This window comes from Flaviflexus sp. (assembly GCF_052087705.1).
In the GTDB taxonomy this organism is placed as follows: Bacteria; Actinomycetota; Actinomycetes; order Actinomycetales; family Actinomycetaceae; genus Flaviflexus; species Flaviflexus ciconiae.
The window spans coordinates 15,818-36,895 of the sequence record NZ_JBQCYC010000008.1; the positions used below are offsets into that span (position 1 = coordinate 15,818).

Here is a 21,078-nt window from a genome sequence, read left to right on the forward strand (position 1 = left end):
CATGACCACCGCCGTTGTTGTGACGGCCGCCGGCATGGGGACCCGACTCGGGTTCAACATGCCCAAAGCGCTCGTGCCTTTGCACGGGCGCACACTCATTGAGCGGGCTTTGGATGGTGTCATCACCTCCGGCATTGCCGACCAAATCGTCGTGACGATCCCGCCGGGTACGGAGGATGTGTTCTCCGGCCTGGTCGGAAACGATATTGATATCGTCCCCGGAGGGGACACCCGCCAGCAGTCCGTCAAAAACGGCATTGACCAAACGGGCACTGCCGACATCATTCTCGTTCATGACGCGGCACGTTGCCTAACCCCACCTCCCGTGATCGTCCGCGTGCGAGACGCTATTGCTGTAGGGCAGGCTGGGGCCGTTCCGGGGCTTCCCGTGACCGACACGGTTAAAGTGGTGCGCCCCGAACCTCCGTACGAACCCGTTATCGACACGCTTGAGCGGAGTGTTCTCCGCGGGGTGCAAACCCCGCAGGGCTTCAACGGCGACATTCTCCGCGAGGCCCACGAGATCGTGTGGCCGGGCGTTGACGGCGCGCCGGACGATGCGAGTCTTGTCGAATACCTGGGCCACGATGTTGTCATTGTTGAGGGAAGCCCCCTGGCCATGAAAATTACGACCGTGCTTGACCTTAAGCTCGCTGAGCTCCTCCTGAAGGAAGAGACAAAGGAAGAAGTATGAGAGTAGCGACCGCGATTGACGTGCACGCGTTCTCTCGGCAGCCGCGTCCCCTCATGCTTGCATGCCTTGAGTTTTCCGACACCGGGGGCCTGGCCGGACACAGCGACGCGGATGTTGCCGCGCACGCGGCTGCCGATGCTCTCCTCATTGCCTCCGGAATCGGGGAACTCGGGACGGTCTTCGGAACCGACAGGGAGGAATGGGCTGGGGCCTCGGGCTCTGTCCTCCTGGGGGAAGCAGTCCGCCTGGTCAGTGAAGCAGGTTGGCAGATCGAGAACATCTCGATCCAAATCATTGGCCAAAAACCCCGTTTTGCTCCGCGCCGGCTTGAGGCGCAAGAAACCATGTCGAGCATCGTCGGAGCACCCGTACTTCTTTCCGCAACAACGACGGACCACCTGGGGGCACTGGGACGCGTTGAGGGTATCGCTGCCCTGGCGACGGCTCTTCTAACCGACTGAGTACGTAAGATAGTCAGCGAGTTTGCTGGTGCCATCAAGAACGGTAGCCCTAGCGCCCTCAAGCATGCCAATAGGTCGGTGACGAAGTTCATCAACGAGCGGCCGTGAACGGCGGCACGAGGACCACGGTGTGCGCCGCTGTCCCAGAAAACTTAGTGGGCGCGGCGCGGAACTCACCGCATCGCGCCCACACCTTGGTTGAACTCAGCCTTTCGGCGGGCAGCCAAGGTTGAGCGCTTACTATTCCTCGAAGGCGGCCACGTTGTCGCGATTCTTACGCTCGGGCTTGATTAGGAAGAACGTGAGGAAGCCGGCGAGGAGGACGACGACGATGCCGAGGATGCCAAAGTAGGCGGCTTCGTCCTTCGTGATGTCGAGAGCGGTAGCTCCGATGGTGATTGCCGTGGAGTAGAGGAAGGGCGAAAGGAACGAGACGGCACGGCCCGTTGTTGCATAGAGGCCAAAGATCTCGCTTTCTTCACCGGCGGGGATGATCCGGGCTAGGTAGGTACGGGAACTCGACTGCGTGGGACCAACGAAGACGCAAAGGAGAAGTCCGCAGATCCAGAAGACGATTGTTCCGGCGTCGTGGAGGAAGAATATGAGGAGCCCGAGAGTCACCATTGACGTGAGAGAGAACAGGATGACGGGGCGGGAGCCGAAATAATCGTCCGCATAGCCAAAGGTAATGGTAGCGATGCCGGCGACGAGGTTTGCGGCGATACCGAAGACGAGGACCTCGTCATCGGAGAAACCGAAAGCCTTAGCAGCGATCACGCCACCGAAGCTGAACACACCTGCGAGACCATCGCGGTACAGGGCGGAGGAACCAAGGAAGTAGACGAGCGAACGATCCTTGCGCCACAGGCGGGCAATCGAAGCAAACAGTAGCTTGTAGGAGCCGATGATTCCCACCTTCTCCGTCGTCTTCGGCACCGTATCGGAAGCGGTCCTCATAAGAGGGAGGGAGAAGATAAGGGTCCAGATGGCACAGAGGACCATGGACACGCGGATCTTCATCCCGTCATCGGATGTCACCCCGAACCAGCCGACTTCGGGGCCGATGATACCCAAGTAGAGGATTAGCATCAGTACGATTCCACCGACGTACCCCAGTCCCCAACCGATCCCCGAGATCTTGCCGCGGTTCTGCGGAGTGGAGATATCGGTCAGCATGGCGTTGTAGACGACCGATCCGGTGTCGAACGCAATATTGCCGATCGCAAGCAGAAGCAGACCCAGCCAGAGATAAGACTCCTCCGGGCGCACCAAGGCGAGCCCGGCCGTCGCCAGAATGGTGATCGTGGTGGTGAGAGTAATAAGGCTACGGCGTTTGCCGGAGCGGTCAACGGACTGACCCATCACGGGGGCGATGATGGCGACAATGATGCCGGCCGCTGTCATCGTGTAACCAAAGTTCGTGTTGGCGTCGGGGCCAAAGAAGTCGCTGTTGACGATGTAGACCGAGAAGACGAAGGTGGTGACGACCGCGTTGAAGGCTGCCGAAGCCCAGTCCCAGAGGGCCCATGCCGTAACCTTGCCGCGCGTCGTTCCGCTTGACGAAATGCTCATTCCTGCACCGTAGCGCCTGAAGGTTGCCAGAAAGTAATGAATGGCGAAAATCCCGTCCCCGAGTCGTGTGGATCCCGAGGTTATCCGGGTAACCTAGAGGTGTGACTCTGGAAATACATGACTCAGCAACAAAGACTCAGCAGGTGTTCGAACCCCGCACCCCGGGCAAGGTCGGAATCTACCTGTGCGGAGCCACCGTTCAAGGAGCCCCCCACATTGGGCACCTGCGGTCGGCCCTCGCCTTCGACGTGCTGGCACGCTGGCTCACCAGGTCCGGGTACGAGGTAACGACGGTCCGTAACGTCACCGACATTGACGACAAAATTCTCGCAAAGTCAGCGGAGGCAGGCTGGGAGTGGTGGGCCTGGGCCTACCGTTTCGAACAGGAATTTGCCGGCGCATATCGTGCACTGGGAGTTCTGCCTCCTACATACGAGCCGAGGGCAACCGGCCACATCACCGACATGATCGACCTTATCGGCCAGATCATCGAGGCGGGCCATGCCTACGTAGGAGATCCCGGGAACGTCTACTTCGACGTGGAATCCCTCCCGGACTACGGTTCGCTGACCCGTCAGAGCCTGCGGAACATGACCGTGGACGAAGACGAGGTCGAGGCCGACAAGAGGAACCCGCACGACTTTGCCCTGTGGAAGGCACCGAAGGAAGGCGAACCAGAAACGGCCGCATGGGATAGCCCCTGGGGCCGGGGCAGGCCCGGATGGCACATCGAATGCTCCGCCATGGCAGGCCGCTACCTCGGTGACGACTTCGATATTCACGGGGGCGGAATCGACCTGCGTTTCCCTCACCACGAAAACGAGCAGGCACAGTCGCACGCCGCTGGACGCGGATTTGCGAAGTACTGGATGCACAACGCATGGGTGACGGTAGACGGCGAGAAGATGAGCAAGTCGCTCGGCAACTCCCTCATCGTCTCCGAGATTCTTAAACAGGTCTCCGCCCCGATCCTTCGCTTTGCGCTCACAACGGTGCACTACCGGTCCACCGTTGCCTACTCACCATCCACGGTCTCGGAAGCCACAACGAACTGGGAGCGACTCTCGGGATTCCTCGCCCGGGCTGCCGAAACCGTTGGCGAGGCCGACGCTGACCGAATTGCCTCCCTGACCGCAGAGCATATGCCCAAGGAATTCCGGGAGGCCATGGACGACGATCTCAACGTCTCCGCAGCCATGGCAGTCATCCACGACCACGTGACAAAAGCAAACGTGGCACTCGGCGCCCGCGACGACGTTGCGGTAGCCGAAGCCCAAATCATTATCCGCGCCATGCTGGACGTCCTCGGGCTCGACCCCAGGTCCCCGCAGTGGCTCCAGTCCGGCTCCAGCTCGCACGATGAGGCGCTCGCGGTCCTCGTCCAGGAGGTCCTTGACCAGCGCGCCAAGGCGCGTGCCGACAAGGATTGGACAATGGCAGACAGGCTTCGCGATACGCTCGCAGAGGCCGGCATCATCGTAGAAGACGGCGCGGACGGCGTCCGCTGGCACGTCAAGGAGAATTCATGAGCAACCACAGGCCCGCCAACAAGAAGGGCCCGAAGGTCGGCTCCGGAGGAGTGCGCCGTCGGCGACTCGAAGGACGCGGCCCCACGCCGAAGGCGGAGGACCGCGAATACCACGTCGCCCACGCCAAAAAGAAGGCACGGGAGGCCGAAGAGAAACGACAGGAAGCAATCAAGCTTGCTCGCGCCGGAGGTAAGCTCCCGGCCTACCTCAAGCTTGAGGCTGGCCATGAACTGATCTCGGGGCGCAACCCCGTGCTCGAAGCTGTTCGTGCCGGAGTGCCTCTGACCCGCGTTTTCATGGTTCCCGGCGGCACCGTTGACGGACGCATGGAGGAGGCGGCGCGGACCGCGGCCGGCCGGGGGGCACCCGTTGTTGAGGTGAGCCGCGGACACCTGGACACGATGACGGAGAAGGCCGCCCATCAGGGTATCGCCATTGAAGTCCCGCCCTACGACTACACGGATATCGATACCGTCGTGTCCGACATTGCGGAAGCCGACAAGACCGGTCTTATTCTCGCTCTTGATTCGATTACCGACCCGCACAACCTCGGTGCGGTACTCCGCTCCGCATCGGCCTTCAACGCCGATGCCGTTCTCATCACCGAGAGACGCTCCGCCGGGGTTAACGGAACGGTGTGGAAGGTGTCGGCAGGTGCGGCCGCCCGCGTGCCCGTCGCACGGGAAACAAACCTGGTTCGCACCCTCGATCATTTGAAGTCGAACGGTTACTTCGTTGTGGGGCTCGCCGGCGAGGGCGATGTCATGCTCGACGACCTTGAGCTTGCCGATATGCCACTCGTCCTTGTCACCGGGTCCGAAGGGAAGGGTCTATCCCGTCTCGTTCGGGAAACGTGTGACCAGGTCTGTTCCATCCCGATCTCGGGTGAAATGGAGTCGTTGAACGCAGCGGTGGCTACGGGTATTGCCCTCTACGAAGTGGATAGGCGAAGGAGGAAGGCAACAGCATGACCATGTGGCGCCCCGTCAGCGGGGATATCTACGGCCTTGACCCGATTCTCTTCAACGAAGAGGCGTTCCAGGAGTTTTTCGCCAAGGAACGGGTGCTGGCGCGAGGTAAGAACATCGAAAACGGCCACTATGAGATTGAGCTTGCCGTAACGGGACGACGCAGGCGCGTCGCCGTTCTTGACGACGAAGGCTACGTCATTCCAGGCATGCCACTGTCGGAGCTCGTCGATACGATGGATGCGACGCTCCGCAAGGTCCAGATCGTCATCGATGGCGAGGTCCGCTACGGCGATATCGACCTCGGATCCCTCCCCGCCGATCTGGCCGAGGATGTTGCCTTCTTCCAAGAGGGAGATGATGGACTGACCGGGGTCGCGCAGACACCTGAAGAAGCTACGTCGGAGACGGCGGACGCGGAGGAAGATGAAGAGCTACCGGATGCTCCGTTGCTCATGCTGACCGACATTGTTCTCGCGGAGATTCCCGCGCTTGCAGCGGTCTCCAAGGTGACGATGGCAGCGATTCCGCACGGCACAATCAACGCGATAGTGGGGGAGAAAGCCGTTGACCCGAAGCGGCTGATCCTGCCGAAGCCGGTCTTCCACCTGACTCTCCGCACCCAGGGTGAAGGCGCCCCCGTCCTGACGGTCACGCTCGACAACCAGCGCACCCAGAGCTGGACCTGGGACGGTCAGCTCCCCATCCTCGACTGGATGAACGAATATGACGGGGCACGCGAATTTGCCGACGAACACCTGGGCGCCGGTGCGCTCGCCAGACGATGCGTCCTCGAGATCGAAAATGGCTCAGCCATGGAAGTGCGGGATGCTCTCCTGTCGAACAAGAAGCTTGGCCCGGCCTTCTTCGTTCAGGCCATGGGCTTGCGCCCCGAGATCCTCGATGTTCTCGACGGTCGAATGAAGGTGAATGAGCTGCAGGACGCGGAAGTGTTCGAGCAGGCCACGTTTGCGAAGGCCCTGCGGGAAGCGCTTGCCCTTGAAATCTCGGGCCATGGTGTTGCCAAGCCCAAGCTGTGGGCAACCTACCGGAAGGTCTTCCTCGACAATCCGGGGCTCCTCAACGCCGCCGCCTCCATCCAAGCCGCCCTCGGCGGGTCCATCTTCGTTGGTGCCCTCCAAGCGAAGGGCCGGAAGGCACGCTGGGGTGCTGGCGCCGGAGCTCTCCTCATGGTGAATGCGGTCTCCCGAATTCTCACCACCCAGTTCATTCAGGAATCGCTCGAGCAGAGTGAGGCCGTCCAGAAGCTAGCCGCGGCTGCCGCCGAGGAAGCGAGGACCGAGGAGCGTGCTCGTATCCAGCAAGAAGCCGCGCGTGCAAGTGCAGAGACTGCGCAGACCCCGGGCTCCGCAACCGCACAGACACCGGAGGATAGCGATGAGTGACGACCAGATTGAAGCATTCTGGACCCGTGCAATAACGAAGGCGCGGATCAATCAGTTCGAAGTTGTGACGGGCCCAGATCGGGACTCGGCACTCACACCGCCCGCCTGGTCACTGGACGATGAGACGGTGGAAGCGGCCCTGCGTGACGGCAAACTTGTTTTGATGTCGGCGGCCTCCCAGCACGAGGTCCTTCCAAAAGCGTGGGGCCTATCGATCCTCCTGTGGGAAGACGAGACACCCGCGGCACTGGTGCAGACCACCGAGGTCACGGTCCGCACCAAGGAAGAGCTCGATGCGGAAGAGACAATCGGTGACTGGGCCACGGTTCGCGACACCATCCCTGCGGGGGCATCCGTCGTTGTCGAAGTCTTCAAGGTTCTTGCCGACAATGCGTAAGACCAGCATTCTCGCCGTGTGCGCTCTGTTAATTGGTGCATGTGGGACGGATGCTGAGGAAGAACCGACAACCAGGTCGTCGGCAACGTCCACCCCGATCGAGTCGGCGGGGCCGTTCGGTGATGCCACGTCGAGCAGTGCTCCGGCGCCGTCTGGGACGACAGAATCCGACGACCCGGTTGCCACGGAGGAGCCGCTGACACTTCTCGTGGTTGGACTCGATGCTGACTCGGGGTCGCAACGAGCAGACGTCACGATGCTTGTCCGCATTGATGGCGACCGCGAGCATCTGACCGCCATGTCGATTCCGCGTGACACCTGGGTGGAGATCCCGGGCCACGGTGAAAACAAGATCAATGCCGCCTACGCGTTCGGGGAAGAAGAACTCCTGTCGCAGACGGTTAGCGACCTGTACTCCGCGGAAATTGATCACGTCATGGCTGTGGACTTTGAAGCGTTTACTGAACTGTCCAGCATCCTTGGACCCATCGAAGTGGAGACAGCCGACGGTGTTGTCACCTTGGAAGGTGAGGAAGCCTTGAGTTTTGTGCGGGAACGGAAGTCGCTTCCCGCCGGAGACTTCGACAGGGTCCGCCGCCAGCAGGCATACCTTGCGGGGGTCTCGCAGTCCCTTCGCGAAGCCGGTCCCGCCGAACTCGCTCAGCTAGCAGAGCTCGCAGGGGAGTACATCGAGGTAGATGGACGCAGTGGGATCAGTGCACAGGCGCTACTTCTCAGCCTGCTCGATGATGCTGCGGGAACCGAGCAGGTGTTCTTCTCCGCACCCCACGCCGGAACCGGCTGGTCCAAGGACGGTCAATCAATCGTTCTCGTCGATGCTGAGGAAACCCAGCAGATTGCAGAAGCCTACGAGTCCGATACCGTTGCGGAGTGGGTTGATGAATCCCAGGTAGAAACGCTCGACAGCAGGCCGGTCAACTAGGGACGAAACTGCTGCAGGGCGGCTCGAATGGTGCGTAGGGCTGAGTTGTAACTATTTCTGGAAGCGAATAAGCGTGACCGGAGTTGATTAGCGCTCGACGGTTACACAGTTCTCGGGGCTGGTGAGTTCCTGCCCGGCGGACAACTCGGCAATCTCACCGTCGGGACGAAGCTCTGTGAAGTCCTCGCCGAGAACAACATCGAGAACCTCCGTTGTGGTTGTGCCGTCAAGGAGAACCGTCGCCGTGGGGAACATGCGGGCAAGGGAGTAGGCCTGCGGAAGGGCCCCGAGCGACGAGTAAATGACGACGGGGGCCTGAGGAGTTTCCCCACCCCAGTTCAGTTCGTCGGCAACAGCAACGCCATGTTCAGTGAGCTTCCCAGCGACCGTCGCGGCCAAGCCAGTGCGTGGGCTTGCGTTGTAAACCTTGACGGTGATCGAAGTGTTTTCCACCGCCTGGGTGCCGGCAGGAATACAGGGGACAACGTTGTCCTGAGTATCTTCTTCCGCAGTGAACTCGCGGTTCATCGGGAAGGGAACGATTCCGGTGAACCAGAGGAGCCCAAGAAGGAGCAGGAGGGACAGCAGCAGGCCGATACTGCCGAAGATGACAGTCTGACGCTGCTGCAGGCGCTGACGGTAGCTCGTTCTTTGATGAGAGTTCACCCCTCAACGTTATCCCACGCGAGTAATCGGTGGCTTCCAGACACGGTTTCTTCAGTAGGATAGATGACCGATAACCGAAAATTTTGACCAAGGATACTACTCCCCAAGTTCGACGATGAGCGAGGGGCAGAACATTCCTAGAATGATCGGGACCAGGGGAGGTGTGTGTGCGAGGAAAAGGTTTCATCGCTGCTCTCGTACTTGTTCTAGCGGGCTGCGGTTCGGTTGCGGACGAGGAGGGCGAAAGCGCACCCTCACGGACTGGGACACGTGATACCCCCACCGCTTCTGAGGAAAACCCGGCAGTACCTCCCGCTACCGCAAGCCCCGCTACGCCAACGGGCGCCGTTGAAGACACAACCGTATTCCCCTCCGAAACGGGATCCTCCAACGGCAGCATGTCAGACAGTCAGGACGACAGTAGCGACGGTAGCGAGCCGGAAATGAATGAGGCTCCGACCGTTGAGCCGGAGGAAACCAGTAGCGCCCAAGATAGCGGAGCTATGGGACTTAAAGTTGCCTCGTCCAATCCCGGTTTCCTCATCGGCGACAGGTTCACAGTTGATGGCGAAGTCTATCGACGACTGGTCATGCCCGATGACTACGAGAACATTGTTCAGGACTCGGTCCTGAGCGACTCCGATCTGACGATTCCCGAAGAGGACGTCATCGACGCGCTCCTCGTGACCGGACGGTTCGCAGGCGAAGAACTAGCCACCTCCGAACTGGCCTTCGACTATTCCGAAGAGAATGCTCGTGCCTGGCTCGAAGAAAATGCGGACCTTTTCGTCCAGCCCGACCTTGTCGAGGCGGGGCTACTCGACACCGAGTCGCCCAATAATTCGCTTGCTCTGCTCTACACCAACAATGGCTGGGACAGGGGAGTGCCCGAACGGGTAGCCCGAGTACAGAACCTTCACGTCGAGCTTGCCGATATTGAGCAGGACGGACAGAACCTCACCATCACCCACTCGGTGTCGTTCGAAGCCAAGGTTGACGGTGCTGGCGGACTCGACGGTACGTTTGTTGAGAAGACCCGACTGACTGCCACCTACGAAGTGACTCAGGTCGATGGCGAATGGAAGATCGCGGACTACACGACCTCCTGGCAAACCCGCTACTGACGCGGCGGCCATGGCACCGGGGTTGCTCCGCAGAAAGTGCTTAGGCGCAGCGGAGACGGTCGAGTAGCTTCGCCAGAAAACTATGAACTATTCGACTCGCGTCAACGTTGCGGCAAGATGATCAGTCATGGGCTGTCCCACCGCCGCCATGCCGAACCTCATCTCCAACACATCGCCCGATAGCGTGTACTTCCGAGTCGTGGCATCAACGTGTTTCGCAGAAGAAGAGTTGTGGAGAGTTGACGTCAGGGAAATTTCGAAGCCTGCCTCTCCTTCCACCAGCGTTCCTTCCGCAAGCTCTGTCTGACCCGTCGGGAGGGCAAGAATGAATTCCACGTTGCCGGGGGACGGGATGCGGAGATAACCCGTTTCGGTATGAAGGGGAGTGCCGGTCGGCGACCAGGTCTTCTGCTGATAGTGCAGGAACGGCTTCCCGGTGTTCGTGAAGGTCAGTTCCTCCACGTAATCGAAAGTCTTGATCGTTGGATAAAAGCCCTGGCCAGGCCCCTTCCAAACGCCGACGAGGGCGGCGACGGGTTTCAGGTTTGCATGAAGGTCCATGACCACAACCCTAATGAGAACGGAACCGCCTGACTCGGACATCAAGAGTTTGCCCGGATAGCTACCAATGGTGGGCTACCCGGGCAAACGAAATACTCGTTTTAGAACGACGTAGGTGGTCCTACCTCGAGCTGAAGCTCCGAGAAAACTCAGCGGCGCCGCGGCGGCTGGAGCCGTTAGAGCGGCCCCTAGCTGATCCGGACCGGTTACGGGATCCGCGTGCACCCTGCCCGGAGTGGCCACCGGAACCGTGTGCTCCGCGGCCGCTTCCGCGTGAACCGGCCTGGCTACGAGAGTCTGATTGTCCACGTGAGGGTGCTGAGCGTTTGCCTCGGGAAGACCCGGACGAGCGGGGCTTGGTGGAGGCCTGCTGGGTAGGTTGGGGTGCCTTGCCCGAACGATCCGCGGCTTCTTCGGGAGAGAGGAAGGCGCGCTTGCCGGGTGCAAGATCGAAGAGGATCGGGTGATCCGGGTGAGCGTTGGTGAAGGTCGGGCTAATCTTCGCCTTGCGGAGAAGGGAACGGACATCGTTCCGCTGGTCCGGTAGCTCGATGGTGATAACCGTGCCTGCCTTGCCGGCGCGTGCCGTGCGGCCCGACCTGTGCAGGTAGGCCTTGTGCTCAACCGGCGGATCCGCGTGGATGACGAGTGCAACATCGTCAACGTGAATGCCACGAGCGGCAATATCGGTCGCAACCAGGGTCTTCACCTGTCCGGAGTGGAAGGCCTCAAGGTTCCTCGTGCGTGCGTTCTGCGACAGGTTGCCGTGCAAATCAACGGAGGGGATACCCAGGCGGATCAGCTGCTTGGCGAGCTTCTTCGCTCCGTACTTCGTGCGAGTGAAGATAATGGAATTGCCGGGTGCGGCCGCCAGCGAGGCGATGACATCGGTCCGGTCCTCGCCCGTCACCCTCAGAACATGATGCTCCATCGCGCTGACGGGGGAGAGCGCCGAATCTGCCTCGTGGGTGATCGGGTCGTGCATGAACTCCTTGACGAGGGTCGAAACCCCGGCGTCCAGCGTTGCCGAGAAGAGAAGACGCTGGCCCCGCTTCGGAGTTGCCCTCATGATCTTCCGGACATTGGGAAGGAATCCCATGTCAGCCATGTGGTCCGCTTCGTCGATCACGGTGACCTCCACGTTTGAGAGATCGACAAGCTTCTGGCCCATGAGGTCGAGAAGCCGGCCCGGGCAAGCAATGAGAATATCGACGCCGCGGGCCAGCGTGCGGGCCTGCGGATTCTGGTTTACTCCGCCAAAGACAACAGTCGAGACCAGCTTTGTTCTCTGCTCGAGAACAAGAAGGGAGTCATGCAGCTGTGTTGCGAGCTCGCGGGTTGGAGCAAGAATCAGGGCACGAGGCTTCTTGGACTGTGGGCGGCCCTCCGTCTTTAGGAGGCGAGCAACAACAGGAATGAGGAAAGCAAAGGACTTGCCGGAGCCGGTTCGGCCACGGCCGAGAACGTCGCGGCCCTTGAGCGAATCCGGGAGGGTTGATTCCTGGATCGGGGTCGGGATCGTGATGGCCTCGTTCGCAAGAGCGGAAACGAGGTTGTGGGGCACGCCAAGGCGTACAAAAGTGGATGACATGTAAAGAGCTACCTATCGGGAGTTGTCTCACCGGGGCGTCATGTAAAAGTAAGGGCGTCATGCAGAATTTTGATTGACCTGCGCGCCAGCGGCCCGGGGTAAGACTGAGCGGACCGATGACTGGATGCTATCAGTGCATGAAGTGTGAACGAACGTTCGGTGCTGATCGTCACCATTGATGGTTCGTGTGCGAAGCCTGTTTCAGGGACACAACTGACACTGCGAACCGGTCCGAAATGGGTATGGACCTTTACCGGGCGGCAGTGTTGAATAGCTCACAAAGGTGCTGGCTCATCCGGGGAGGGACCATGGGGCTCACCAAGTATCAGACAGGCGGTTCTACCTCGTGGGCTACGGAGCCCGTGAAGGCCGCGTTGACCGAGATCGTGCGTGCCGTTGGGGTTTCCGACGTGCGGATTAGTGCCTACCAAGAAAATGGGGTGGGTTGGCACAAAACCGGTGAGGCTGGGGATGTTCAGCCCGGCCGTCAAGATAATCCGTCCTACCCCGACACGGTCGACGTCATGAACGAGATCGTCAAGTACGTGGTCGCCAACTGGGATCGGCTCCACGTTCGGTACGTGGCTGCGCTGGGATGGGAATACGGCGGAAGCTGGGGTGGGCCCGAGAGAAAATGCCGCCAAGTCAAAGACTATGGCGAATCCGATCCCTTCCGCGACCATCATGTCCACGTCGACTTCACGTCCGGCCCAATCCCTGGAGCTAACGCCGGCATTGCCGTTGGGTGAAGTGCCTCGGGTTTTGTTCCGTTTGAGTAGATGGGAATATTTTGGACCATGCCGAAGGGGTTTGATCAGGATGCGAAAGACCGCGTTGTTTGCTTGGTGGAGGACCGCATTTTGGCGGAGAGAATTTTCGACGTTGGAAGCGTGCACGTTTGTGGCGCCCAAACTGGGTGTCTTGTGGCACACGGCCCGATAATGGCCGCAAGTAGCTCGACGCGAAGGACGAGTTTCTTAACGTCTTTGCGAAGACTTGGTAGCTGAAAACGCAAGGCTACGGCGAGAAAACCAAGAGCTACGTGATACAAACGGGTTGTTGAAAGTTGCATCGGTTTTTTTCGCATCGGAACCAGGCCCCAAACGTTAAGAAATGATCCGGTTTATCGATGAATATCGGGATCGTTTCACAATCGAGTTCATCTGTACGACGTTGAAGAATAATCGTGAAGGTGGCTTCATTACCTCACGTGGTTGCCGGCAGTCGAAAGCCCGTGGACTATGTTTTCGCGCTCTTCGCGACGCAACTCTCGTGGAGCATGTTCGTCAGGTTCACGCTGATAATTACGGCGTCTACGGCGTGAGGAAAATGTGGCGCGCTCTTCGATGTGGAGGCATTGATATCGGTCGCGAGCAGAGGGCTAGGTTGATGGGCTTGGCCGGCCTGTCAGGCAAAGGCAAAGGTGGTGCACCTGTCACCACTGGCAAGCCTCAGGGCCCAGATCTGCGGCCTGACCTCGTTAATCGTGAATTTAAAGCACCGGGTCCAGGCAAACTGTGGGTGGCTGACATTACATACGTCCGCACGCGGAAAGGATTCGTGTACACCGCGTTTGTCACCGAGGTGTACTCCCGCAAGATTGACGGGTGGGCGCTGTCAGATTCGATGCGCACGGAGGCGTTGCCGCTCCAGGCACTGAACCAAGCGATTGCGTGCGCAAAAGAAACAGCCGGACTGGTTCACCATATGGGGCACGGCTCGTAATACGTCAGCATCGTCTACAACGAGCGGCTAGCCAAGTACGGGATCACTGCGTCCACCGGGACAGTCGGTTTCTCCTATGACAATGCCCTGGCCGAGAACGTCAACGGTTCCTACAAGAATGAGCTCATTCATCGCCGACGGTGGGCAGGCGTTGCCGAGGTAGAAATTGCGACGTTTGAGTGGGTGACTTGGTGGAACGACTACAGGCTCCACCAGTCCCCGAGCTACCGCACGCCAGCCGACGTTGAATCAGAATTTGGCAAGAACAGCGCAGCTCAAGAAAAAATAGAAAACAAGGCACATGCCAAGGAACAAAACCCGAGGCACTTCATTTTGCCGTATTTGCGGTAGCGCCCCCGGTACCTACCGCCAGGTGTCCGATCGACAGAACGGAACGGTGAGCGAGCCATAACTCATCGCGCTCCCTCACTATCCGAAAAAGACCGAAAATCGGGCAGGCCATAGGTTGCTGTTTTAGGGGGTAACCGAAGACGCCTTTTTCGTTGGCTTCACGGGGGAAATGGTTATAAGGGCTACTCCTTTTGGGGCGTCTCTAAGAGTAGCCCTAATTGTGTCCTTAGCAGTGCAGATTAGATGGATTTATGCCGAAAACTAGCCCTCAAGACGACAATCTAGCCCTCAACGTGAAAGGGACTTTTTGTTGGTGCGCCAACGAAAAGTCCCTTATCTTGCGGAGGATGGGGGATTCGAACCCCCGAGGGCTTGCACCCAACCCGCTTTCCAAGCGAGCGCCATAGGCCACTAGGCGAATCCTCCTCGCATGCTACGAGGCCGTAACATGCCTGTTCATACTAGCCGATAAAGCTTGTTCGGGTGAAATTCGCCGGTGTAGCGTTCGCCATGAAATGTGTGCCCTTGGGGGAGCGAATCTCCGACCCTGCGCCCTGTCGCCCCGCTGTTCGATCGTCGTTCAGTCGTATTTGTGGTTCTCATCTCGCCCTCAGGTGCCCGTTAAGATTATTTGTGTTCACATGGGTTGTTGTGGTGGGGAAAATAGGACCTTGAGCCGATGCGCAGGATGTGAAACGACATACCGAATCTCGAGACGTCTATACAAAGTGGGTTGTGGTTTGCCAGAATGGCATTGCACGTCAATTGTTGACTTGGAAACTATTCGTTTCCTATCGGAGACCGGAAGGAGGAGCGATGACAGACAACTCAGTGGGAGTTCCTCCGCTCCTTGACCATATTGTGGTTGCGGCTCCGGACCTTGAGGCCGTGGTTGCTGACTTCGAGCGCGCGACTGGTGTCCGTCCCGTTAAGGGCGGTTCGCACGAGCGGTTCGGGACCCGTAACTATCTCATTTCCTTTGGCGGGGACGCATACATGGAGTTCGTTGGAATCGATCCCGAACTTTCCGAGCCCTCGGTGCCGCGTCCGTTCAATCTTGACGATTTGGCGGACCCGGTTGTGTCGACCTGGGTTCTGCACCCGGAGGATCCGGATGCGGCGGTGGAGTCGATTCGCGCCGCTGGCATCGATGTCGGTGATCTTTCCGCGGCTTCCCGTCTGAAGCCGGATGGGGAACTTCTTACGTGGCGCCTGACGCCACCTCTTCAGGGTGGGTTGAATGGCGTCATTCCTTTCCTCATCGACTGGGAGGACTCGGTTTCCCCTGCTCATTCGGTTGAGCCTCGAGCAACGCTCCAGTCGTTTGTTATTCACACGAATGATCCGGACGCCCTCGGAGGCTACCTGGCTGCCCTCGGCACCGGGGTAGACATGTGTTGTCGTGGCGACGAATGTCCCAGCGGCAAGTGTCAGGGCGAGCTTCCCTGTCTTGGCCTTGCCGTGAGCGGACCCGAAGGCACCTGGACGCTCTGAGCCTGTCGGCTCCGATACCTCAGGGCAGGTGCCCGACGAGGATGCAATCCGCAGTGTTTCACGGCGCTGACAGACCATTTCGCCACAGGGGCGGAACCGTATGCATCAAACCTAGAACCATTTTCTTCCCACACCCATATCTACAGGAGATGACGTGACTGATCAGGCCACAACCCAGACGATGAAGGCAGTAGTTCTTCGCGAGCACGGCGAGGTCGATACCCTCACCTATGAGACTGACTACCCGAAGCCGGTTATCGAGCCCGGCAAGGTCATCATCAAGGTCAAGGCAACTTCACTTAACTACCACGACATCTTCACCGTGCACGGCATGCCTGGGATTAAGATCCCCATGCCCGTCGTTCCTGGCCTGGATGTTGCTGGTGTTGTTGACGAGATCGGCGAGGGCGTTACCGGCGTGAATGTCGGTGACCGTGTCCTCGTTAACCCGCTCAACTCGGATTTCCACCTCATGGGTGAGGTTATGGACGGCGGACTTGCCGAGTACTCGCTCGTTGAGGCCGGTCAGATCATTCCGCTTCCCGACAACGTTTCCTTTGCCGAGGCCGCCGCCCTGCCCGTTGCTTACGGCACCGCTTACCGCATGATTGTAGGAAAGAACGCCGTCAAGGCAGGCGACAAGGTTCTTGTTCTCGGTGCTTCCGGCGGCGTGGGAACCGCATCCGTTCTTCTCGCCAAGCAGCTCGGCGCCTACGTCGTTGCGGCGGTCGGCTCGGACGAAAAGGGTCAGAAGCTCCTCGAATACGGGGCGGATGAGTACTTCAACTACCGTGAGATCGGCATCGACAAGTGGACCCGCGAGAATGTTGGTAAGCCCTCGCGTAGCTCCACCGAGACCGGCTTCGACGTGGTCGTGAATAACACGGGTGGGGACACCTGGCACCCCACCCTCAAGTCCACCAAGCTCGGTGGCACGATTCTTGTCTGCGGTGCCACCGCTGGCTTCGACCCGAAGGAAGACCTCCGCTACATCTGGTCCTTCGAGCTGAAGGTGCAGGGTTCGAACGGCTTCGCCCGCGAAGACATTGAGGCTCTGGTCAACCTCGTGGCGACCGAGGACTTCCATCCCGTTGTCGACTCGATTGTTTCCCTGGAAGAGGCCGCTGGTGCTCTGGCTCGCCTCGAGGGCCGCGGTGTAACCGGCAAGGTTGTTATTGCACCGTGGGGTGATGAGAAGTGACTCTCCCGTCGATCGCCACGATCCAGAAGGCTCTGGATAATGGCCCGTACAACCAGTGGCTGGGTGCAACTGTCACCGAGTTTACGAAGGATTCGATCACCCTTGAGCTTGAGGGCCGTGTGGAGATGACAAACTCCCAGCGCGGCGAAGTTATCCACGGCGGCGTGATTTCTGCGCTTCTGGATGTTGCGGCCTGCTTCTCGGTTATTGGAACCGCGGGCGGTAGCGCTCCAACAATTGATCTAGCGACGCACTTCTTGCGCCCCGTCACCCCTGGCAAGATCATCGTGACCGGACGCCTCATCAAGCCCGGTCGTAGCATCGCAGTTGCTGAAGCGGAGCTTCGGAACGAAGGCGGCAAGGTCGCGGCAATCACCCGTGGCACCTTTGCAACGTCTGCTGTCACACCGATCGAGGACGGTGATAGCGCCGAAGACGGCGCTGACTTGTCGGGCTCAACGATCGCCGGGCTTGAGTCCGGCAACATTGGTGATGCCTTCAACCGCTCACGCGGCGACGAGATTGCATTCGTCCAGACCGGGGAGAACCCCCGAGAAATCAGCTACACGAACTTCATCGACAACGTTTGTGCGGTGCAGGCGCGGCTCGCGAACGAGGGAATCGGGAAGGGCGACCACGTTGCCCTGATCGGCCTGAACTCCATCGAATGGCTGGAAGCATTTTTCGGGATCATGAGGGCCGGTGCCGTCGCGGTGCCGATCTCCCACAAGTTCCCGGTCTCCGTCCTGCAGTACGTTCTAGAGAACTCCGAGTCGAAACTGGTCCTCGCGGATCGCGCGGATCGCTTACCGGAGGGAAATGCTGTTCCCTTCCGTCTCCTCGATTCCTTCGCTGCCGAGGCCGGTAAGAAAGAGGAACTACCTGCCCCTGCTCCCGTCGATCCGGCGGATCCCGCGATGGTTCTCTATACCTCCGGCTCTACCGGCAAGCCGAAGGGTGTTGTGCGCTCCCACGGATCCCACCTGTGGATCATGGAGCAGGGTGAGAAAGCCTCCGACGGTGCATTCCGATCGATCCTCGTTGCGGCGCCGCTCTACCACATGAACGGGTTAGCAACGGTTCAGGGAGCCCTCGTGCACGGTGACCGCATTGTTCTTCAGCCGCAGTTTGATGCTCGCGGATTCCTGCAGGCAATCGCCGATCACGGCGTCACGAAGCTGACCGGCGTGCCCCCGATGATGGCACTCGCGCTACGAGAAAAGGACCTGATTCAGTCCCTGGACCTGTCCTCGTTGACCGAGAACTTCTTCGGATCAGCCCCGCTAACCGAAGAGCTCATTGCGGACATTGAGGCGGCATTCCCGAACGCAAAGCTAGCGATTTCGTTCGGCACGACGGAGTCGGGCCCAGTTGCCTTTTCTCCCCATCCCGACGGTCGGCCCACCCCGAAGAACTCGGTGGGCGTTGCCCACCCCGCAGTGCGCGTGCGGCTCCTCGACGCGGACGGTAGCGTTCTGGTGGATGAAGGTATGGGAGGAAAGGGCCCTGCTGGCCCTGCGATCGGTAATCTTGCCGTTGGTTCTCCCGCCGAGCTGAGTCTCTACCTGAACCGACCGGACCTTGCTCGTCCGATTGATATTGACGGCTTCTACCGCTCGGGTGATCTGTTCCGCAGGGACGAGGACGGCTTCTACTACTTCACGGGACGGGTTGATGACATGTTTGTCTCCGGCGGCGAGAACGTTCATCCCGCTGCCGTTGAGGCTGCTCTCGTTGAACACCCCGGTGTTCGTGAAGCTGCAGTGGTGCCGGTCGCTGATGAGATGAAGGGTGCCAAGCCCGTCGCGTTTGTTGTCCGACAAGACGGCACCGGGACGACCGAAGAGGAGCTTAAGGCGTGGGTGCTGGACCGCATGGAACCCTACGCTCACCCCCGCCGAGTTTTCTTCACCGACTCGTTCCCGCTCTCGGGGACGAACAAGGTGGACAAGAACGCGCTTGCGGCGCGTGCCGCGGAGCTCACCGGTGATCAAGGAGCTGATTCGTGAAGCTTGACTATCGTCGCAGGTCGGTGAGGGTCGGGCTTCCGATCATCACCGCTCTGCTCCTTCTGCTCCTGTGGGAGCTTGCAGCCATATTGGACTACATTCCGACGAGGTTCGCGGCTTCCCCAACGCAGATCATCTCCCAACTCGCCGATATGGTCTTCTCGTCGGGCGTGTGGCAATCGATCGGCGCCACGCTGTACGCGTGGGGCCAGGCCCTTCTCATCGGAATCAGCATCGGCACGACCGTGGGTATTCTTGCCGGATCGTCACGGTATATGGCGGCTTTCTTTGGGCCCATCATCGAGTTCCTGAAGCCCATTCCGTCGATCGCCATGATCCCACTTGTTATCTTGACGATGGGATCGGGGAAGCAGTCCGAGGTGTTCCTTGCCGGCTATGCCGCGGTGTTCCAGATGGTGATGGCGGGAATCTCCGCCGTGCGCATGGTGGATCCGCTAGCCCGGGACACTGCTTCTGCCTATTCGATCGGATTCTGGAGCCGCCTGCGCTACCTGATTATTCCGTCGATGCTTCCGCAACTCATGACCGGTATTCGGATTACCTCCAACACCGCCCTGATTTTCTGCATCACGGCAGAACTCATTGTCGGTATGGAGGGGCTGGGTAACTCCATCGGCAAGGCAGGCGCTGCTGGCAACATGCCGGTCATGTACGCCTACATTGTCGTTGTCGGCATCGTCGGTGTCAGTCTTAACTCGCTTCTTCTTGCCGTTCAGCGCAGGCTGCTGTCCTGGCACGAGTCCTACCGGAACGAGGCCCACTGATGAGAAAGCTGTTCCTTTTCTTCCTTTCCCTCCTCGGCCCCGCAATCGCTATTGCGATCTGGTGGATCACGTCGAGTAATTCGGGAGAGATCTACTACCCGCCGCTTCCCGACATTCTTGAGTCGGTCTGGAACTACTGGATCGTGGGGGAGGGCAGGACCGACCTGCTGTCCAGCCTGTCGAACCTTGGTGTTGGTCTCGGCATTGGCATTGTTGTCGGAATCCTCCTCGGCCTCGTCATCGGCCAGATCCCCTTCGTCCGGTACGGACTCACCCCGACCCTGGAGTTCATCAGGGCCATCCCGGCCACGGCCCTCCTGCCGTTCGCGATCGTTATCTTTGGTCTGGGCGACCAGATGAAGATCTTCATCATTGCGCTTGGCACGATGTTCCCGATCCTCCTCAACGTCATCGACGGTGTCCGTGGCATTCCGCGCGAATCGCATGACACTGCGCGAAGCTTTGGGATTACGGGATGGACGAAGCAGTGGCGGGTTGTCATTCCTGCCGTTATGCCAAGGGCCGTCGCCGGCATCACCATCGCTATCCCACTGTCCCTGATCCTCGTCGTCACGAGCGAAATGAGGGGATCAGCCGAGGGTATTGGAGCATTCCTCATTACGGCGCAGAACTCCTTCAACCAGACGGCCGTCTGGGGAGTCATCATTCTCCTGGGGCTTCTTGGCGTCATCCTTACCACCATCTTCAACATCATTGAACGCCGGCTCCTAGCCTGGGACCGCGGGCTGCACGGAAGGGACCTCTCATGACGAACAACGTCAGGCTCCGGATCGACGACATCCATAAAACCTATCCGCCGCGGAAGAGGCGCGACCCGGGAACCGAGGTTCTCAAGGGGATCAGCTTGGACGTATACGACCAGGAGTTCCTCACGATCGTCGGCCCCTCCGGCGCAGGTAAGACCACGCTCTTGCGTATCCTTGCCGGGCTCCTTGAGCCCACCTCCGGCCATATTCTCCTGGACGGCAAGGAAATCGACGGCCCACCGCGCGAAATTGCTCTGGTCTTCCAGGATTATTCCCGCTCGCTGTACCCGTGGATGAGTGTGGAGAAGAATATTGGCCTGCCGCTGAAGGCGCACGGCGTCGACTCTGCCGAAATTGCGGGCCGCGTCGAATCCTGCCTGAAGAGCGTTGGCCTAGAAGGCGTTGGCGAGAAATACCCGTGGCAGCTGTCCGGTGGCATGCAGCAGCGCGTCGCCATTGCCCGCGCCATCGCTTACCGTCCCGAGGTCATGGTCCTCGACGAACCCTTCGCTTCCGTCGACGCACAGACCCGCAACGACCTTGAAGACCTGCTTTTGCAGGTCAAGGACGAAATGAACTCCACGTTCGTTTTCGTTACCCACGACGTGGACGAATCGGTCTACCTGTCCGACCGCGTCGCCATCCTGTCGAAGACTCCCTCCCGGATTGAGCGAGTCATTGACATTAATCTCCCGAAGGAACGCAACCAGCTGGAAACCCGGGCACTGCCCCAATTCTCCGAGCTCCGCGCAGAGATCTTCGGAACCATCCGCAACCTTGTCGTGCCAACCAATTCTGGCCAGGCGCCCGAGTACACGATCTGATAGCTAAGGA

At 59.6% G+C, this 21,078-nt stretch carries 21 protein-coding genes and 1 tRNA gene; 17 read left to right on the plus strand and 5 right to left on the minus strand.

Annotated elements, in window-relative coordinates; translation table 11 throughout:
• Position 1: 1 nt before the first annotated feature.
• Both ispD and ispF read left to right on the plus strand, forming a co-directional pair.
• The gene (gene ispD / locus ACTHUY_RS05690) at positions 2-694 is read left to right on the plus strand and encodes a 2-C-methyl-D-erythritol 4-phosphate cytidylyltransferase (protein ID WP_441654932.1); all 693 of its coding nucleotides are present in this window, start codon (positions 2-4) and stop codon (positions 692-694) included.
• Entirely contained in the window at positions 691-1,155 is a 465-nt protein-coding gene (gene ispF / locus ACTHUY_RS05695; protein WP_441654931.1) for a 2-C-methyl-D-erythritol 2,4-cyclodiphosphate synthase, read from the plus strand. The genes ispD and ispF overlap by 4 nt, the downstream gene beginning before the upstream one ends.
• A 240-nt stretch (positions 1,156-1,395) precedes the next feature.
• On the opposite strand, the gene ACTHUY_RS05700 is transcribed toward ispF, so the two are convergent.
• Positions 1,396-2,727: an MFS transporter gene (locus ACTHUY_RS05700; RefSeq protein ID WP_441654930.1), complete on the minus strand. Its 1,332-nt coding sequence runs from the start codon at positions 2,725-2,727 to the stop codon at positions 1,396-1,398.
• A 101-nt stretch (positions 2,728-2,828) separates the two neighbouring features.
• On the opposite strand from ACTHUY_RS05700, the gene cysS reads away from it, so the two are divergent.
• From cysS to ACTHUY_RS05725, 5 genes are read left to right on the plus strand one after another with little or no spacing between them, the layout of a single operon-like run.
• Positions 2,829-4,256 (plus strand): cysteine--tRNA ligase, encoded by a 1,428-nt coding sequence (gene cysS / locus ACTHUY_RS05705; RefSeq protein ID WP_441678074.1) that lies wholly within the window; start codon positions 2,829-2,831, stop codon positions 4,254-4,256.
• Positions 4,253-5,227 (plus strand): 23S rRNA (guanosine(2251)-2'-O)-methyltransferase RlmB, encoded by a 975-nt coding sequence (gene rlmB, locus ACTHUY_RS05710; RefSeq protein WP_441654928.1) that lies wholly within the window; start codon positions 4,253-4,255, stop codon positions 5,225-5,227. The genes cysS and rlmB overlap by 4 nt, the downstream gene beginning before the upstream one ends.
• Complete coding sequence (locus tag ACTHUY_RS05715) at positions 5,224-6,630, plus strand: hypothetical protein (protein WP_441654927.1); 1,407 nt, start codon at positions 5,224-5,226, stop codon at positions 6,628-6,630. The genes rlmB and ACTHUY_RS05715 overlap by 4 nt, the downstream gene beginning before the upstream one ends.
• Positions 6,623-7,027 carry a hypothetical protein gene (locus ACTHUY_RS05720; RefSeq protein WP_441678077.1) on the plus strand — a complete coding sequence of 135 codons (405 nt, stop codon included), beginning with the start codon at positions 6,623-6,625 and terminating at the stop codon, positions 7,025-7,027. The genes ACTHUY_RS05715 and ACTHUY_RS05720 overlap by 8 nt, the downstream gene beginning before the upstream one ends.
• On the plus strand, positions 7,020-7,970 hold the full coding sequence (locus ACTHUY_RS05725; RefSeq protein WP_441678079.1) for an LCP family protein: 951 nt from the start codon (positions 7,020-7,022) through the stop codon (positions 7,968-7,970). The genes ACTHUY_RS05720 and ACTHUY_RS05725 overlap by 8 nt, the downstream gene beginning before the upstream one ends.
• Before the next feature lie 87 nt (positions 7,971-8,057).
• Here ACTHUY_RS05725 and ACTHUY_RS05730 read toward each other — a convergent pair whose 3' ends face one another.
• Positions 8,058-8,636, minus strand: a complete 579-nt coding sequence (locus ACTHUY_RS05730) for a LytR C-terminal domain-containing protein (protein WP_441678081.1) — start codon at positions 8,634-8,636, stop codon at positions 8,058-8,060.
• 167 nt (positions 8,637-8,803) lie between these two features.
• Here ACTHUY_RS05730 and ACTHUY_RS05735 point away from each other — a divergent pair, with 167 nt between their 5' ends.
• The gene (locus tag ACTHUY_RS05735; RefSeq protein WP_441654923.1) at positions 8,804-9,760 is read left to right on the plus strand and encodes a hypothetical protein; all 957 of its coding nucleotides are present in this window, start codon (positions 8,804-8,806) and stop codon (positions 9,758-9,760) included.
• A gap of 87 nt (positions 9,761-9,847) precedes the next feature.
• Here the strand turns inward: ACTHUY_RS05735 and ACTHUY_RS05740 are convergent, their stop codons facing one another.
• Entirely contained in the window at positions 9,848-10,321 is a 474-nt protein-coding gene (locus tag ACTHUY_RS05740; protein WP_441678083.1) for an FABP family protein, read from the minus strand.
• Between the two features lie 121 nt (positions 10,322-10,442).
• Positions 10,443-11,912, minus strand: coding sequence for a DEAD/DEAH box helicase (locus tag ACTHUY_RS05745; protein ID WP_441678085.1), 1,470 nt, complete (start codon positions 11,910-11,912; stop codon positions 10,443-10,445).
• 308 nt (positions 11,913-12,220) lie between these two features.
• Here ACTHUY_RS05745 and ACTHUY_RS05750 point away from each other — a divergent pair, with 308 nt between their 5' ends.
• The 3 genes from ACTHUY_RS05750 to ACTHUY_RS05760 all read left to right on the plus strand — a co-directional run bounded on the left by ACTHUY_RS05750 (position 12,221) and on the right by ACTHUY_RS05760 (position 13,988).
• A complete protein-coding gene (locus tag ACTHUY_RS05750; protein ID WP_441654920.1) occupies positions 12,221-12,661 on the plus strand; it encodes a hypothetical protein in 441 nt (146 codons plus the stop codon).
• 364 nt (positions 12,662-13,025) lie between these two features.
• A complete protein-coding gene (locus ACTHUY_RS05755; RefSeq protein ID WP_441654919.1) occupies positions 13,026-13,637 on the plus strand; it encodes a DDE-type integrase/transposase/recombinase in 612 nt (203 codons plus the stop codon).
• 87 nt (positions 13,638-13,724) lie between these two features.
• A complete protein-coding gene (locus ACTHUY_RS05760; protein WP_407644351.1) occupies positions 13,725-13,988 on the plus strand; it encodes an integrase core domain-containing protein in 264 nt (87 codons plus the stop codon).
• Positions 13,989-14,329: 341 nt separating this feature from the next.
• Here the strand turns inward: ACTHUY_RS05760 and ACTHUY_RS05765 are convergent.
• Positions 14,330-14,414 (minus strand) — tRNA-Ser (locus tag ACTHUY_RS05765).
• Positions 14,415-14,804: 390 nt separating this feature from the next.
• On the opposite strand from ACTHUY_RS05765, the gene ACTHUY_RS05770 reads away from it, so the two are divergent.
• From ACTHUY_RS05770 to ACTHUY_RS05795, 6 genes are all read left to right on the plus strand, one after another.
• Positions 14,805-15,482 (plus strand): VOC family protein, encoded by a 678-nt coding sequence (locus ACTHUY_RS05770; RefSeq protein ID WP_441675103.1) that lies wholly within the window; start codon positions 14,805-14,807, stop codon positions 15,480-15,482.
• Positions 15,483-15,636: 154 nt separating this feature from the next.
• Entirely contained in the window at positions 15,637-16,683 is a 1,047-nt protein-coding gene (locus ACTHUY_RS05775) for a zinc-binding dehydrogenase (RefSeq protein ID WP_441654917.1), read from the plus strand.
• The gene (locus ACTHUY_RS05780) at positions 16,680-18,692 is read left to right on the plus strand and encodes an AMP-binding protein (protein WP_441675104.1); all 2,013 of its coding nucleotides are present in this window, start codon (positions 16,680-16,682) and stop codon (positions 18,690-18,692) included. Before ACTHUY_RS05775 ends, ACTHUY_RS05780 begins: the two co-directional genes overlap by 4 nt.
• Positions 18,689-19,477 carry an ABC transporter permease gene (locus tag ACTHUY_RS05785; RefSeq protein ID WP_441654915.1) on the plus strand — a complete coding sequence of 263 codons (789 nt, stop codon included), beginning with the start codon at positions 18,689-18,691 and terminating at the stop codon, positions 19,475-19,477. The genes ACTHUY_RS05780 and ACTHUY_RS05785 overlap by 4 nt, the downstream gene beginning before the upstream one ends.
• Entirely contained in the window at positions 19,477-20,247 is a 771-nt protein-coding gene (locus ACTHUY_RS05790; RefSeq protein ID WP_441675105.1) for an ABC transporter permease, read from the plus strand. Before ACTHUY_RS05785 ends, ACTHUY_RS05790 begins: the two co-directional genes overlap by 1 nt.
• Positions 20,244-21,068, plus strand: a complete 825-nt coding sequence (locus ACTHUY_RS05795; protein ID WP_441675107.1) for an ABC transporter ATP-binding protein — start codon at positions 20,244-20,246, stop codon at positions 21,066-21,068. Before ACTHUY_RS05790 ends, ACTHUY_RS05795 begins: the two co-directional genes overlap by 4 nt.
• Positions 21,069-21,078 lie beyond the last annotated feature (10 nt).